At 66.2% G+C, this 14,291-nt stretch carries 15 protein-coding genes; 7 read left to right on the forward strand and 8 right to left on the reverse strand.

The genetic code is table 11. The features are described 5' to 3' along the window. Positions 1-151 precede the first annotated feature (151 nt). From CVV68_RS11285 to asd, 5 genes are all read left to right on the forward strand, one after another. Entirely contained in the window at positions 152-1,885 is a 1,734-nt protein-coding gene (locus CVV68_RS11285) for a hypothetical protein (protein ID WP_211320801.1), read from the forward strand. A 6-nt stretch (positions 1,886-1,891) separates the two neighbouring features. Then, positions 1,892-2,401 (forward strand): GntR family transcriptional regulator, encoded by a 510-nt coding sequence (locus CVV68_RS24765; protein ID WP_110501093.1) that lies wholly within the window; start codon positions 1,892-1,894, stop codon positions 2,399-2,401. 10 nt (positions 2,402-2,411) lie between these two features. Beyond that, the gene (locus tag CVV68_RS11295) at positions 2,412-3,230 is read left to right on the forward strand and encodes a thymidylate synthase (protein WP_110501094.1); all 819 of its coding nucleotides are present in this window, start codon (positions 2,412-2,414) and stop codon (positions 3,228-3,230) included. Beyond that, complete coding sequence (locus tag CVV68_RS11300; RefSeq protein ID WP_110501095.1) at positions 3,227-3,823, forward strand: dihydrofolate reductase; 597 nt, start codon at positions 3,227-3,229, stop codon at positions 3,821-3,823. Before CVV68_RS11295 ends, CVV68_RS11300 begins: the two co-directional genes overlap by 4 nt. A 69-nt stretch (positions 3,824-3,892) precedes the next feature. Then, positions 3,893-5,044, forward strand: a complete 1,152-nt coding sequence (asd, locus tag CVV68_RS11305) for an aspartate-semialdehyde dehydrogenase (protein ID WP_110501096.1) — start codon at positions 3,893-3,895, stop codon at positions 5,042-5,044. A gap of 80 nt (positions 5,045-5,124) precedes the next feature. Here the strand turns inward: asd and CVV68_RS11310 are convergent, their stop codons facing one another. The 7 genes from CVV68_RS11310 to CVV68_RS11340 all read right to left on the reverse strand — a co-directional run bounded on the left by CVV68_RS11310 (position 5,125) and on the right by CVV68_RS11340 (position 11,805). After that, complete coding sequence (locus CVV68_RS11310) at positions 5,125-6,333, reverse strand: winged helix DNA-binding domain-containing protein (protein WP_110501097.1); 1,209 nt, start codon at positions 6,331-6,333, stop codon at positions 5,125-5,127. Between the two features lie 127 nt (positions 6,334-6,460). Next, positions 6,461-7,585, reverse strand: coding sequence for a fatty acid desaturase family protein (locus tag CVV68_RS11315; RefSeq protein WP_110501098.1), 1,125 nt, complete (start codon positions 7,583-7,585; stop codon positions 6,461-6,463). Positions 7,586-7,750: 165 nt separating this feature from the next. Then, positions 7,751-8,848, reverse strand: a complete 1,098-nt coding sequence (locus CVV68_RS11320) for a UDP-N-acetylmuramate dehydrogenase (protein WP_245933479.1) — start codon at positions 8,846-8,848, stop codon at positions 7,751-7,753. Then, a complete protein-coding gene (locus tag CVV68_RS11325) occupies positions 8,845-10,275 on the reverse strand; it encodes an MFS transporter (protein WP_110501099.1) in 1,431 nt (476 codons plus the stop codon). The genes CVV68_RS11320 and CVV68_RS11325 overlap by 4 nt, the downstream gene beginning before the upstream one ends. Then, a complete protein-coding gene (locus CVV68_RS11330) occupies positions 10,272-10,697 on the reverse strand; it encodes a MaoC family dehydratase (protein ID WP_110501100.1) in 426 nt (141 codons plus the stop codon). Before CVV68_RS11330 ends, CVV68_RS11325 begins: the two co-directional genes overlap by 4 nt. After that, the gene (locus CVV68_RS11335; protein ID WP_110501101.1) at positions 10,697-11,146 is read right to left on the reverse strand and encodes an FAS1-like dehydratase domain-containing protein; all 450 of its coding nucleotides are present in this window, start codon (positions 11,144-11,146) and stop codon (positions 10,697-10,699) included. Before CVV68_RS11335 ends, CVV68_RS11330 begins: the two co-directional genes overlap by 1 nt. Before the next feature lie 92 nt (positions 11,147-11,238). Continuing rightward, positions 11,239-11,805, reverse strand: a complete 567-nt coding sequence (locus CVV68_RS11340) for a TetR/AcrR family transcriptional regulator (protein ID WP_110501102.1) — start codon at positions 11,803-11,805, stop codon at positions 11,239-11,241. Positions 11,806-11,884: 79 nt separating this feature from the next. Here CVV68_RS11340 and CVV68_RS11345 point away from each other — a divergent pair, with 79 nt between their 5' ends. Beyond that, the gene (locus CVV68_RS11345) at positions 11,885-13,435 is read left to right on the forward strand and encodes an MFS transporter (protein WP_110501103.1); all 1,551 of its coding nucleotides are present in this window, start codon (positions 11,885-11,887) and stop codon (positions 13,433-13,435) included. Between the two features lie 109 nt (positions 13,436-13,544). Here the strand turns inward: CVV68_RS11345 and CVV68_RS11350 are convergent, their stop codons facing one another. Continuing rightward, positions 13,545-13,805, reverse strand: a complete 261-nt coding sequence (locus CVV68_RS11350; protein ID WP_110501104.1) for a DUF3188 domain-containing protein — start codon at positions 13,803-13,805, stop codon at positions 13,545-13,547. Positions 13,806-13,960: 155 nt separating this feature from the next. Here CVV68_RS11350 and CVV68_RS11355 point away from each other — a divergent pair. Further along, positions 13,961-14,291, forward strand: a 331-nt coding sequence (locus CVV68_RS11355) for a hypothetical protein (protein ID WP_211320802.1), incomplete at its 3' end; no start/stop codon positions are given.

Below are 14,291 nucleotides of genomic sequence, written 5' to 3' on the forward strand. Positions count from 1 at the left end.
ATTTTCTCCGGACGCTCCCTCAGCATCGGGTCATTTTCTCCGGACGCTCTCTCAGCACCGGTGGCCGGGGAGCCGCGAAATGAGGGAGCGTCCGGTGGTGGCGGGTTGATCGCAGTGGCTGGCAGTCTTCCCCTGAAATCCTTTGTACTGTATGTTTGATACAAAGATTGTTCGTGGCATGGGGGAAATGGTGCTGGCACCAAACTGGTTTCAAGTAATCGTCATGTTGGCGCCAGTCCTGGCGGTGGGCAGCGTCGTGCTCTACCTGTTCCTGCGGTTCATTGCGTGGACGCCCCGGCACGGGAAGTCCCTGGCAAACCTTCGCCAGCACGCGCTGTGGACAGGATTCATCGCCTGGGCCGTCAGCAGCCTCGCCTCCGCCAGCCAGGCCGGGACCTTTCCGCTTGGCCAGCTGCAGGTTTCCAACAATCCGTGGGCGGCTGTGCCGTTTTCCTCGCTCATTGGCCCCGTCGCCGCCGTCCTGATGGTCCACCTGATCGGCCAGCTTTCCTGGCCGGCACCAAAATCACCCAAACGGGTGGCCGTCCTGGAGTTTCGCCGGGTTCGGGACTTCGTCCAGCCCGCGCTGGGCTGGACCGTTCTGGGTGTCTTCCTGCTAAGTGCCGGCGTGCTGGTGTGGCTGGTGTTCGCACCCGGTTTCCCCGCCAGTGCCGCCGGGTCACCCATGGAAGGAAGCGGGTACGGCCCCCAGAACGGCCGCGTTCCCGGCTGGACCCTGGCCACGGCGCTGGGGACTGCATTGGCCGTCTTGGCGCTGGGAACGCATGGCATCATGCGGCTCATCGCCGCGCGACGGTCCCTGGAGGGCCTGGACAGCGTGCAGAACAAGACGCTGCGCACCATTGGCATGAATCGACTGCTGCGGGTGTCCGCCACGGTGGCCTCGGGCTTGGCCGCGATTGCCGGAAATTACCTGGTGCAGCCCGCGCCTAACTCGGACACCACGGCCTGGGTCAACTGGCTGGTATTTGCCAACGTGGCCGTGCTGTTCGCCATGCTCGTGTGGAAGCCGCCGTTCCTTGACCCTGCCTCCGGCGCTGGCGCGGCCACTGCCGACACCGGGTACAACAGCTTGTTTGCCAGCGGGCCTTCTGCGGATCCGGCCTCCGGCGACGGGCCAGCCGCGGCCCACCTGGCGGATTCAGCCATGGCCGCGGCGATTCCGGCCGCAATCGTGGGCGGGTTTGTCGGCGCCCTCCTCATGACCTGGCTGGGTTGGATGGGCCCGGTGGTCGTGGGAATCACCTTGATGCTGCTGGGCTACGCCGCGATGGAAGTACTGCTGCGCCGCAACTACGCGACACCGGGCAAGCCCCGGACACGCTTACGCAAGCCCGTCCCCTGGCCGCTGCACGCCGCACTCGTCATTGCCGCAGTTGGCCTGGCACTTGCCCTGATTCAGGCATGGCGCACCGTGACCCTGGGTCCTGGCACCGCGGAGGGCTGGAACGGGACCGGCGGCCCCCATTCGTTCATTCTGGTTCCCATAATTTCCGCCACGGCCATCCTGGCAACGGGCACACTGGCCGGCTGGCAGGTTTTCCGCCGCCCGGCCCTGGACAAGGCGCCGCTTCTGCTTGACCGCTCGTTGCGCAGACGGGCACTGGTGCGGATCACCCGCACCGTGACATCCGGCTGGTTTGCCATCCTTGGCGCGATCCTGCTGGAGGTGCGGTACGAGGCGGATGCCAACCCGCTGGCGCCGCAGCCGGACCTGGCAGCCCTTGGTGCGGCGGCCATCGTGCTGGCAGCGTTGCTCCTGCTTTATCCAGCCCGCAAATTCACGCGCGCGGACTTCGTGCCGCCGGCTGTCGGCGCACTTCCCGGAAATATACATCCCGGCCACGCCGGCTTGAACAAGTAGCCGACCGTGGAAGCACGCATTGCCATCGACGTGGGGACGGCCACTCCCCCGTATGAACAGATCCATACCCAGATCTCCTCGCTCATTGTCGTGGGCGAGCTGGCCGCCGGCACCCGCCTGCCCACCGTCCGCAGCCTGGCCGGCGACCTTGGCGTCGCGGCTGGTACCGTGGCCCGCGCCTACAAGGACCTCGAGGCTGCCGGGCTTGTCACCACCAACCGCCGGCAGGGCACCGTCGTGGCAGCGGCTCCCCTGCCAGTCTCCCAGCCCGGCACGAAAGGCCCCGATTGGGCCCACGGCCGTGAGGGCCCCGCTGCGTGGGCCCACAGCCGCAAGGGCCCCGCTGCGAGCTTGCGAGCAGGGGGAGCGGCTGGGGACTTGCGAGCAGGGGGAGCAGCTGGGGAGGTGATGGCCGCCGTCGAACATCTAATGGCCGAGGGCACGCGGGCCGGCCTGGACGACAAAACCCTCGTCTCACTTCTTCAGGGTCGGCTGAACCAGCGGGCGGCCAAGTAGACTGTGGGGCGTGACTATTGTGACCCCGTATGAGGACATGCTGCGCGACGTGCTGGCGAACGGCACCCAAAAATCGGACCGCACCGGCACCGGCACGAGCAGCGTTTTTGGCCGCCAGCTGCGCTTTGACCTGGGCGCCGGCTTCCCGCTGGTCACCACCAAGCGCGTGCACTTCAAGTCCGTGGCCCTGGAGCTGCTCTGGTTCCTGCGCGGGGACTCCAACGTGCGCTGGCTGCAGGACAACGGCGTGAAGATCTGGAATGAATGGGCGGACGACGCCGGCGAGCTGGGTCCCGTCTATGGCGTCCAGTGGCGCTCGTGGCCAACGCCGGATGGCGGGCACATCGACCAGATCACCCAGGTCATGGAGTCCCTGCGCACAAATCCCGACTCGCGCCGGCACATTGTGTCCGCGTGGAATGTGGGCGAGCTGAAGGACATGGCGCTACCACCGTGCCACGCGTTCTTCCAGTTTTACGTCCAGCCCACGGAGGACGGCCGGGGCAGGCTCAGCTGCCAGCTGTACCAGCGCTCCGCGGACACGTTCCTGGGCGTGCCATTCAACATCGCCTCCTACGCGCTGCTCACCATGATGATGGCGCAGCAGCTGGACATGGACCCGGGCGAGTTTATTTGGACAGGCGGGGACGTGCACATCTACGACGACCATCTCGCACAGGTCGCCGAACAGCTGACCCGCGAGCCGTATCCCTCCCCGAAGCTGCGCTTCGCCCGTAGGCCGGACTCCATTTTCGACTACACGTTTGAAGACTTCGAGCTGGTCAACTACCAGCACCACCCCACGATTAAGGCCCCGATCGCCGTATGAGCCCCGAGGCCACCTCCCCCGATCTGCCCATTTTTTACCGCTTCACCGAGCCCATCGTGGGCATGATCTGGGCCCAGACCACTCAGGGCATCATTGGGTCCGACGGCGGCATGCCCTGGCACCTGCCTGAGGACATGGCCCACTTCAAGCGTGTTACCGCGGGGCACCCAGTGGTCATGGGCCGCAAGACGTGGGAATCGTTCCCGGAAAAGTACCGTCCCCTGCCGGGCCGCACCAACATCGTGGTGACCCGGCAGGAAACTTGGGGTTCGACGCCGGACGCGGGCGGCGCCGTCGTGCTTTCCAATGTCGAGGAGGCCCTGGTGGAGGCGCAGTTCTCCCCCGGCGGCAACGAGGTGTGGGTCATTGGCGGGGCGCAGCTCTTTGGACAGGTGCTTGAAGACTGCAACGTTGCCGTCGTCACCGTTATTAACACGGACGTGCCAGGTGACACGCAGGCGCCCGCGTTGGGCCCTGAGTGGACGTTCCGGGGGGCCACGCCCAAGGAAGGCTGGCACACCTCGAAGAACGGCACCGAATATCGCTTCACGCTGTGGGCCAAGGGCGAGTCGGAGTTTGAGGCGCCGGAATAGGGGCACCGCGGGCGTTCACCCAGTGAAACGGAATTCTTCCGAGTGGTGCGCCCGTCCTAAACTGGATTCATGACCTCTCACAGTGTTCCCTCCACCGCCGTCCCCTCAGTAGGGCTTGTCGGCTGGCGCGGCATGGTCGGTTCCGTCCTGATGCAGCGCATGCAGGACGAGGGCGACTTCGCAAGCATCAACCCCGTCTTCTTCTCCACCTCCAACGCCGGCGGCAATGCCCCCGCGATTGCGGGCGCCGGCGATTCCGGCAAGCTCGAAGACGCCTTTGACATCGACACGCTGGCCAAGCTTCCCATTATTGTCACTGCCCAAGGCGGCGACTACACCAAGCGCGTCCACACCGAGCTGCGCGGCCGGGGCTGGGACGGGCTGTGGCTCGACGCCGCGTCCACCCTGCGCATGAACGATGACTCGATCATTGTCCTGGACCCGATCAACCGCGACGTCATCGACAAGGGCCTGGCCAACGGCACCCGCGACTTCATCGGCGGCAACTGCACCGTCTCCTGCATGCTCATGGGCCTGGGCGGGCTGTTCAAGAACAACCTGGTCGAGTGGGGCACGGCCATGACGTACCAGGCCGCGTCCGGCGGCGGCGCCCGCCACATGCGCGAGCTTCTGAACCAGTTCGGCACGCTCAACTCCGAGGTCTCCAGCGAACTCGACAACCCGGCGTCGGCCATCCTGGACATTGACCGCAAGGTCCTCGCCCACCAGCGGCAGGGCATTGACTCCAGCCAGTTCGGCGTACCGCTGGCTGGTTCTCTGATCCCCTGGATCGATGCGGACCTGGGCAACGGGCAGTCCAAGGAAGAGTGGAAGGCCGGGGTTGAAACCAACAAGATCCTGGGCACCTCCGGCGAGGACCGCATCATCATGGACGGACTGTGTGTGCGCATCGGCGCCATGCGCTCGCACTCCCAGGCGCTCACCCTCAAGCTGCGCGAAGACCTCGCCGTTGCGGAGATCGAATCGCTGCTCGCCAACGACAATGAGTGGGCCAAGGTGGTGCCCAACACGAAGGAGGCCTCTATGGCGTTCCTCACCCCCGTGGCCGCCTCCGGCACCCTGGACGTCCCGGTGGGCCGCATCCGCAAGATGGAGATGGGCCCGGAATACATCAGCGCCTTCACCGTCGGCGACCAGCTCCTCTGGGGCGCCGCCGAACCGCTGCGCCGCATGCTGAACATCGCCACCGGCACGCTCTAACCCGCGCGTCTGTGTTGCACTTGTTGGACCGGATAACGCTTACCAAGACCGATTTCGTCCAATAAGTGCAACACAGAACCTTAACGGGCGAGGAATTTCGCGTAGGCCTTCGCTGATCTTTCCAGCACCTTCGTTTGGTTTGGGGTGAGCTCGCCAAAGAGATCGGGAAGCACGACGCCGGCCACCTCCCTTTGTTTTTCCGCTGAACCTTGGGCCTTGCGCCACGTCCCGGCCACCCGGCCGCCGGCCACCACCGTCGCCTTGAACATGCCGTTGCCCCCGGGAACTGTCAGCGGAGCGTGATGGGGGGCCAGTGCCGCGCTCCTGTCGGTGTAACCCAGCAGGTATTCGTCAAAGCCGGGCAGCAGCACGACAGAGCGCGCCCCGGGGGCAGCGCCGGCCAACAGCCCGGCCGTTTCCGGGGCCAGCCAGTAGGTGTCGCCGTGGCACTCAATGCTCTCCAGCTGGTCCATCACGTGCTCCATGCCCGTCCGGATGTCCTTGAGCGGCAGCTTTGACCACCATTGAAAATCCTTCACGGTGGCGGGCCCGTGGCTGCGGAAGTACCGCAGCGCCAGTTCCGCCAGCGCCTGCTCCCTCGCCAGGACCCGGGGGTTCTTGATCCATTCTTCCGCGCGCACAAAAAACTGTGTGTTGCCGTTTCCGGCCACGGCGTTGATGGGCCCCTGGACCAATGTGCCTCCCTGGCACAGCAGCCACAGCAGGTGGATGCCGCGCTGCCCCTTCACGGGCTGCCCGGCCGCCTCAAAGGCAGCAAACAGTTCGTCGCGGGTGGCCCGGCCGCACCCGGCGGTGCTGCTGCCCGAGGCCCGGACGTCCCCACCCTCGGCGCTTTCGGCGGCAAGTTCTCCGGCGTCTGCGGACGGTTCCAGCAGCGCAACGGCCACGTCGCGCACCTGGCCTACGTCCGCCGTCGTGATGCCCAGCTGGCGGTGCCGGGATGCCGCGCCGGAGACCATCCGCCCGGCGGTCAGGCCGAGGATCCAGCCCAGGTCCTCTGCTGCGGTGACGTGCAGTGTGCCGCGCAGGGGCCAGGATCGGACGATCTCACCGCGGTTGAACGCCCCCTCAACGTCGGCCCGTGTGGTACCCGGGGCGCGCAGGCCGATGGACCACAGTGCTCCCGGGAAGTCCTGGCCCTGCAGGGCCGTCAGCCAACGCACAACGTCCGCCGGCCCCGGTGCGGGACTGGCGGACGTTGACGGCAAAATCCATTGGGCGCAAAGTCGCAGCCAGGCAAGGGTGGCGGGGGTGAGTTTGGCGCTCATGCCCCCAATCTAGCCCAAGCGATACTGCGGTGGGCCCGCGCGCCCGAGAGGCACCGGCCGAGAGACCCCGGCCGAGGGACAAGGTGGGGAGGGTCCGCCCAAAACGCCCCTTTACTGCGGGAGGGTTTTAGCGGGCCGAGCGGAGCTGCGCGGTGATGGGGCACTCGAAGGGGTCGCGCTGGCCCAGGCCCACGCGGTTCAGGTAGCGCATCACGATCATGTAGGACTTGCCCAGCGTGGTTTCCGTATACGTGATGTCGCGTTCGGCGCAGTAGGCCCGGACCATCGGCTGGACGGCCTTGAGGTTTTTGGAGGACATGGTGGGGAACAGGTGGTGTTCGATCTGGTAGTTCAGCCCGCCCATGCCGGCGTCGACCCACCAGCCGCCAGAGATGTTGCGGCTCATGAGGGTCTGGCGGCGCATGAAGTCGATCTTGACGTCCTTGGGGACCAGCGGCATGCCCTTGTGGTTCGGGGCGAAGGAGCCGCCCATGTACAGGCCCAGTGCCATGACCTGCGCGGCGATGAATGCCAAGCCGATGGCCCAGCCCAGGAACCAGACGGTGAAGGCCGGAAGGATGACAAGGCGGACCACCAGCATGGCGATCTCGGCCTTGCGTTGCGGCACAACCTGCTTGCGGTCCAGCACGCGGCCGACGGCGGAGATGTGCAGGTCCAGCGCGGCAAGAGTCAGCAACGGGAAGAAGAACGCACCCTGGCGCCGGGCAAACCACTTGGCGAAGCCCGTGCGCTTGGCTGCGTTTTCCGGGTCGAAGACCAGCGCGCCGGGATCGATGTCGCCGTCCACGCCGATCTTGTTCGGGTTCAGGTGGTGCTTGCCGTGCTTGTTCATCCACCAGCCGTAGCTCAGGCCAACGAAGAGGTTTCCGGCAACGCGGGCCAGCCATGCGTTCTTCTTGGCCGAGGCAAAGACCTGGCGGTGGGCCGCGTCGTGGGAGAGGAACGCGGTGTGAGTGCACATGAACGCCAGCAGCACGGCGGTGACCAACTGCCACCAGCTTTGCCCCAGGGTGAGGAACAGGGCCAGGACGGCAAGGTAGCCGATGCTCTGGCGGACCATCCGGGTCAAGTACCACTTGATGTCGCGCTCCATGAGGCCGGCATCGCGGACCTGCTCGCATAGCTGGATGAAGTCGGTGACGTGGCGGTCCCGGGCGGGGCGCTTGCGTGCCGGTTTGGTGGCGGGCGCCTCGTCCAACAGGTCGGTGCTGTCCAATGTTGCGGATGACATGGTGTTCCTCCAGTACTTCACGGAATTGGCTAACACCGCGTTAATAGAAAGGTTTGAATCTTGCACTAACGCTACGGAGCAGCGGGCCAATGCACATCACACCATGGAGCCGTCTTGGCCCCCTACCGCGGTAGGGGTTGCATGGCCACAAGGGAGCGTCTGTGGTCAGAGCTGGCAGCCCACCAGGACGGGTTCGGGGTGGAGGGTGATGCCGAATTGGCGCACGACGCCGGCACGCACCTCCCGCGCGACCGCCAGTACGTCTTCTGCCGACGCGCCGCCACGGTTCGTGACGGCGAGGGTGTGCTTGGTGGACAGGGCCGCGCGCCCTGACGCCACGCCGTCGTCCGAGTGCCCCTCCGCAGTCTGCCCCTCCACCGCCAGTCCGTAGCCCTTGGAAAAGCCGGCGTGCTCAATGAGCCAGGCGGCGCTGAGCTTAGTTTGGCCGCCCGACGCGGGAAAGCGCGGCGCGCCCGCGGGCAGCGCGTCCGCCTCGGCCGCTGTGACGATCGGGTTGGTGAAGAAGGAGCCGGTGGACCAGGTGTCCCGGTCGCAGGGATCCAGCACCATGCCCTTGGAGGCGCGCAGCTCCAGGACGGTGCGGCGCAGCTCCAGCGAGTTGGCGCGCATTCCCACGTCCACGCCCAGGCGGCGGGCCAGCTCGGCGTACTTCACCGGTGCACTCATGCGGCCCAGCGGCAGCTGGAACTCCACGGTCAGGACCACGTAGCGGGGCGAGCCGTTGACGGTGGTTTGCTTGATGAGCGAGTCACGGTAGCCAAAGTTCAGCTCGGAATTGGTGAAGGTTTGCACGGCGTTCTTCGCCCGGTCCCAGGTCCGGACGGCGGCGATGGTTTGCGCGACGTCCGTGCCGTACGCGCCGACGTTTTGCACGGGGGTGGCTCCGGTGCGGCCGGGAATCCCGGACAGTGCCTCGAGCCCGCTCCAGGCGTGCAGTACTGACTGGTGGACAAAGTCGTCCCAGTCGTGGCCGGCCTGGACAACGACCGAAGCCCCGCCGCAGGAATCTTCGGCGTTGACGGCAAAGCCCTGGCTGGCGATCTTCAGGACGGTGCCGTCAAAGCCGTCGTCCGAGATGACCAGGTTGGAGCCGCCGCCCACAATCAAAAGGGGTTCACCGGCGTCGTCCGCGGCACGGACGGCGGCAACGATCTCCGCTTCCGCAGCCGCCTCCACATAGTTGCGGGCGGGGCCGCCCACGCCAAGGGTGGTCAGGGAACTCAGCAGCACGTTTTCACTCACGCTTCAACAGTAGCGTCTTCCCTGGTGCCGGTTGCGGCCGGCTTGCGCACCACGGGGGTCAGGAGGAACGCGACCACCAGCATGACCAGGACGGCGAGCAGGGAATGAAGCACACCGATGTGTTCGGCCAGCAGGCCCAGTAGCGGCGGCCCGCCCAGGAACGCGCCGTAGCCGATGGTCGAGACCACCGAAACGCGGGCCGCGGCATGGTCGGGGTCGTCCGAGGCGGCGGACATGCCCACCGGGAATCCAAGCGCGGAGCCCAGGCCCCAGAACAGGAGCGCGGCCAGGGCGATTTCCTGGTTCGGGGCGAAGACAAAAACGGCCAGCCCGACGACGGCGAGGGCGGCACTGGCACGCAGTGCGGCCACGCGGCCGTAACGGTCCAGGACCATGGTGCCGGCGAACCGTCCGATGGTCATGGCGGAGACGAAAATGCCGTAGCCCAGGGCGCCGACCGCATTGGAGGAGCCGTAACCGTCGGCCAGGGCCAGCGCCACCCAGTCCCCCGCCGCCCCTTCGGCCAGGGCGAGTCCCAGGACCAGCACGCCGATCAGCAGGGTGCGCGGATCCCGCCAGGCTGCGGCGATCTTTGCCCTGCCGTCGAGCTTGGCCTGGGCCAGCCTGCGGGATTCCGCGGCCAGCGCGGCGGCCGCGTCGTTAGCGGACGGCTCGCTGGACGCAAGGCCGGCGGCCGGTGAGGCCGCCCCCTTTGTTGGGGGACGCGCCGTCGTACCTGGTTTGATGACGGGTACCGGGCCGGTGCCCGGCACAGAATCCAATTCACCCACGTGGACCGCACCCTGCCCACGCCCCGCGTCCGCCGCACGCCGGTCGGCCTGGTAGTGTCGGGTGGCCACCCAGATGGCTGCCCAGACAATCACGGCCATGGCGGAAACGTGGATGGCCACGGGCAGGTGCACGGAAGCGGCGAGTGCACCGAGCCCGGCGCCCACCACGGTGCCAATGCTGAACGAGCCGTGCAGCCGCGGCATGATGTGCCGCCCCAGGGCCCGCTCCACGGCAGCGCCCTCAATGTTGGAGGCGGTGTTGAAACTCGCGGTGCCCAGGCCCACGATCACCAGTCCGGCGCCCACCACCAGCGGGTTGGTGTACACGCTGGCCCCCACGCCCATGACGACAAGGCCCGCAGCCTGGATGGTGGTGCAAACGCGGGTGGTCAGCCTCGATCCGAGCCGCAGCACCACCAGGCCGGAGGCGGCCACGGACACGAAGGAACCCAGCGACATGCAGAGCAGGATCAGCCCCACGGTGCCCGGGGTCAGGCCCAGGCCGTCGCGGATCGCCGGAATGCGGGACACCCACGTGGAAAAGACCAGCCCGGACCCGGCATACGCGGTGACCACGCCGTTGCGCCAGGCCCTGACACTGCCTGGGCTGGCACTGTTTGGCTTGGTGCGGCTCACGCCACGCGGACCGTGGCCTGCGCCTTGACCAGCACCTTTTGCCCGTCGAGGGTGACAGCCAGGTCAATTCGGGCCGTTCCGGCGTTGGCGTCGAGCGCACCAATGGTGCCGGAAACCTCGACGACGGCGCCCGGCTCCCCGTCCAGGTCCGCCACCGGCACCGGCTTGGTGAAGCGCGTGCCGTAGCTGACGACGGCGGCGGGGTCGCCGGCCCAGTCGGTCACCAATTGCACCGCCGCCCCCATCGTGAACATGCCGTGGGCGATGACGCCGGGCAGTTCCACGCCGCGGGCGAAGCGCTCGTTCCAGTGGATCGGGTTGAAGTCCCCGGAGGCACCGGCGTACTTCACCAGGTCGGCGCGGGAAATTTCAAGCGTTCGGCTGCCGATTTGCTGGCCAACTTCAAGTTCCGCAAAGTTCATTAATGTCCCTCCCCGCGCACCAGGATGGCGGAAACAGTGGTGGCGACGGCGTCCCCGGCCACGGAAAAAATCTCGGCGCGGGTGGTGATCATGGCGCCGCCGCCCATGGCCCGGACGGTGTCGACATGGAGTTCGGCCACGAGCTCGTCGCCGGCCACAATGGCGCGGTGGTGCGTGAATTTTTGTTCCGCATGCACCACGCGGGAAAAGTCGATCCCGGACTCGGGATCGTTGATCAGCCGGGCGTCGGCACGCTGCGCGACGATGATCGCGTAGGTGGGCGGAGCCACCAGGTCGGCATGGCCCAGTTCCTGGGCGGCGGCGACATCAAAATGGGCGGGGTGGGCGGCTTTGACGGCACGCGCGAACTCGCGGATTGACTCGCGACCCACGCTGTAAACGTCGGCCGCGGGGTAGCTGCGGCCCTGCAGTTGGGGGTTGATGGTCATGGCCCAAGCCTACCGGCCGAGGGGCCCCGGGCGAGCGCAGCGAGGTCGGGGAGGCCGGTGCGCGCTATCGTTTGGGACGGGCGCGCGGCAGGCTAGGCGCGCGCGCCGGACGCCATCCGATCGACGACGCCCAGCAGCGACTGGACATCGACGCTGCCGTCAGGACCGGCGTCGTTCCCCGCATGGGCGGGCAGGCCAAAGAGTGCCGCGTTGTAGTAGAGCCCATCACCCAGCAGCATGACGGCGCGGGCGACTGAGGGGTCTTTAATGTCGCCGAGGATCAGCCGGTACCAGCTGGCATGGATTTCGGAAAAGGCGGCCCGCACAGTGCTGTCATCGCCTTGGGCCAGACGCATGGCAGCTACGATCGTCCGGTCAAAGGTCGTGCCGCCAAAGACGCTGGTGCGCACGTAGTATTTGGCGCAACCATCGGGGTCCTTGGCCATGAGGGCAAAGTCCAGTTCGGCCATTTCCCGCATTTTGTCCACGAGGCCGGCAGTCAGGGCTTCCTTGCTCTTGAAATGGTACAAAAGCCCGCCCTTGGAGACCCCGGCGGCCGCCGCGACGGCATCCAAGGTAGCCGCGCGGGGACCGTCATTGATCAGCAAATCCTCGTAGGCCTGCAGGACCCGCTCTCGCGCGGACGGCTGTGTAGTCATCTTTACAGCCTACAAGAAGTGAGGAAGTACACCGTCCGGACGGTGTACTGTACCGACTAGACGGTTTAGACTAGACGACATGGCCTTCATTCTTGACACCCCTACGCCCGGCACTACTGCCGCCCGGGCAGGCGCACGCGCCTGGATTGCCCTTGCCGTGCTGATGCTGCCGGTGCTGCTGATTTCCGTGGACAACACGGTGCTGAGTTTTGCGGTCCCCTCCATCTCGCTGGCGCTGGTCCCATCCGCCGCTGAGCTGCTGTGGATCATTGACGTGTACCCGCTGGTGCTGGCCGCACTGCTGGTTCCCATGGGCAGTTTGGCCGATCGCTTCGGCCGCCGCCGCCTGCTCCTGCTCGGCAGCACCGGCTTTGCGCTGGTATCCGTTGCGGCCGCCTTTGCGCCGTCGGCGGGCGCGCTCATCGGCTACCGCGCCCTGTTGGGCGTGTTTGGTGCCATGCTGATGCCTTCCACGCTTTCGCTGATCCGCAATTTGTTTGCGCATCAGGACCAACGCCGCACGGCCATCGCCATTTGGGCTGCCTGCTTTTCCGGCGGCGCCGCACTGGGACCCATTGTTGGCGGATTTCTGCTGGAGCACTTCTGGTGGGGCGCCGTGTTCCTGCTTTCCGTTCCCGTCCTTGTCCCGCTGCTGGTCCTTGCACCGATCTTCGTGCCGGCGTCCAAGGACCCGGCGCCTGGGAAGATTGACCCCTTGAGCATTGTGCTGTCGTTCGGTGCCATGGTTCCTGTCATTTATGGCATCAAGGAAATCGCGCAGACCGGGATGACGTTTGCGAACGTGGCCTGCCTGATTGTGGGCGTGTCGCTTGGAGCCTTGTTTGTGCGGCGCCAGCTTCAACGTGCGGAACCCATGCTGGATGTCCGGTTGTTCCACAATCCCGTCTTCACCGGCGGCGTGCTGGCGAACCTGCTGAGCATCTTCTCACTGGTGGGTTTCCTGTACTTCATCACCCAGCACCTGCAACTGGTGGTAGGTCTCTCCCCCACCACGGCGGCGTATGTGCTGGTGCCGGGGCTGGTCATCTCCATCGTGACGGGGCTACTGGCCGCGTCCCTGGCGAAGTACCTCAGGCCCTCCCGGCTGGTGGCCGGAGGCTTGCTGCTCAATGCAGTGGGATTCCTGATTGTCTGGCTTAACAACGACGGCTCCGTGGCCGGCATCATCATTGCCTTTGCAGTGCTGGGTGCGGGCGTGGGCATCGCGGAGACCATTTCCAATGACCTGATCCTCAGCGCTGCCCCGCCCGCCAAGGCCGGTGCAGCGTCGGCCATTTCCGAAACCGCCTACGAGGTTGGTTCCGTGTTGGGGACAGCCCTGCTGGGCAGCGTTCTGGCGGCTGCCTACCGGATGAATGTCGTCATTCCCGGCGGCCTTTCCGGTGCGGACCGGCACACGGCGGGCCAAACGTTGGGCGGGGCCATCGACATGGCCGGCAAGCTGCCGGCCGCACAGGGTTCCGCACTGCTGGACTCCGCCAAACACGCCTTCGATTCCGGTTCGGGCGTGGTGGCCATGGTGGGAGTGGTATTGATGCTCGGCGCAGCCGCCATGTGCCTGTGGACGCTGCGCAGCGCCGAATCCGGCACTGGGGCCGCTGGACACTGACCGTTAATTCGCCGGCAGCGCGGCTGGCTGACGGGGACGTATAAGACTGAACAGTCTTTTCCAGCAAGCCGCACCGTCAGGAAGCAGCGCCTTCAGGGCAAGCAGCGTTTCACCGACGCGGCTTGCGCCCCTGGTCGCGAAGTTCCGCTTCCTTGAGCGCCTTACGGACGGCGCGACCGCGGAGCATAAGGGAAGTCATGTGGGCAATGAGCCCCACGCCAATGACCGGCAGGCCGACAAACGTCAGGCCCGGCGTGGACGTCGCGGCACCAATGACGATGATAATGATGCCAAGGGCGGTCAGTCCCATGCCGCCAAAGACAGCATATTTGTAGGCAGACGGCGCGGTTTCCCAAAAGTCGTTAAGCACGCCCCAAGTCTAGTTGAGTAATTTCCGTGGGGCAGTTCCGCGGGTTTCCCCTTGTTTTGGTGTTGTTTCCTCCACAGGGGGTTCTGTTCTAGAGGTATTCCACATTACCGAATATAGCTCCGAGAATGTCAGTGCCATCTCCTAAAATTAGGACTATGAAGGCAAGGGCAGGGACGCCGGGAACAACCGGCACCCACACAGGGACAGGGGCAGCTGGTGGACACATCCACCAGCTGATCAACCTCGCCGCCGCCCTCACCACAGCCGCCACCAACGCCGCGGCTGCGAACACTGCTGCCGGTTCTCCCGCGGCCGCTTCCTCCACTGCCGCGTCCGCTTCCGGCGGTTCCGGTGCCGGCAGTTCCGGCGCAGGCGCCGATCCTGTGGTCCCGGCCCCGCTGGGAGTGAACCTGGATTCCCTCGGCGATGCCGAAGTGATCGAGTGGGCACGGACCGTGGAACACCTCAGCCGCTACATCCAGGCCC

This window comes from Arthrobacter livingstonensis (genome assembly GCF_003219815.1).
Lineage (GTDB): Bacteria > Actinomycetota > Actinomycetes > Actinomycetales > Micrococcaceae > Specibacter > Specibacter livingstonensis.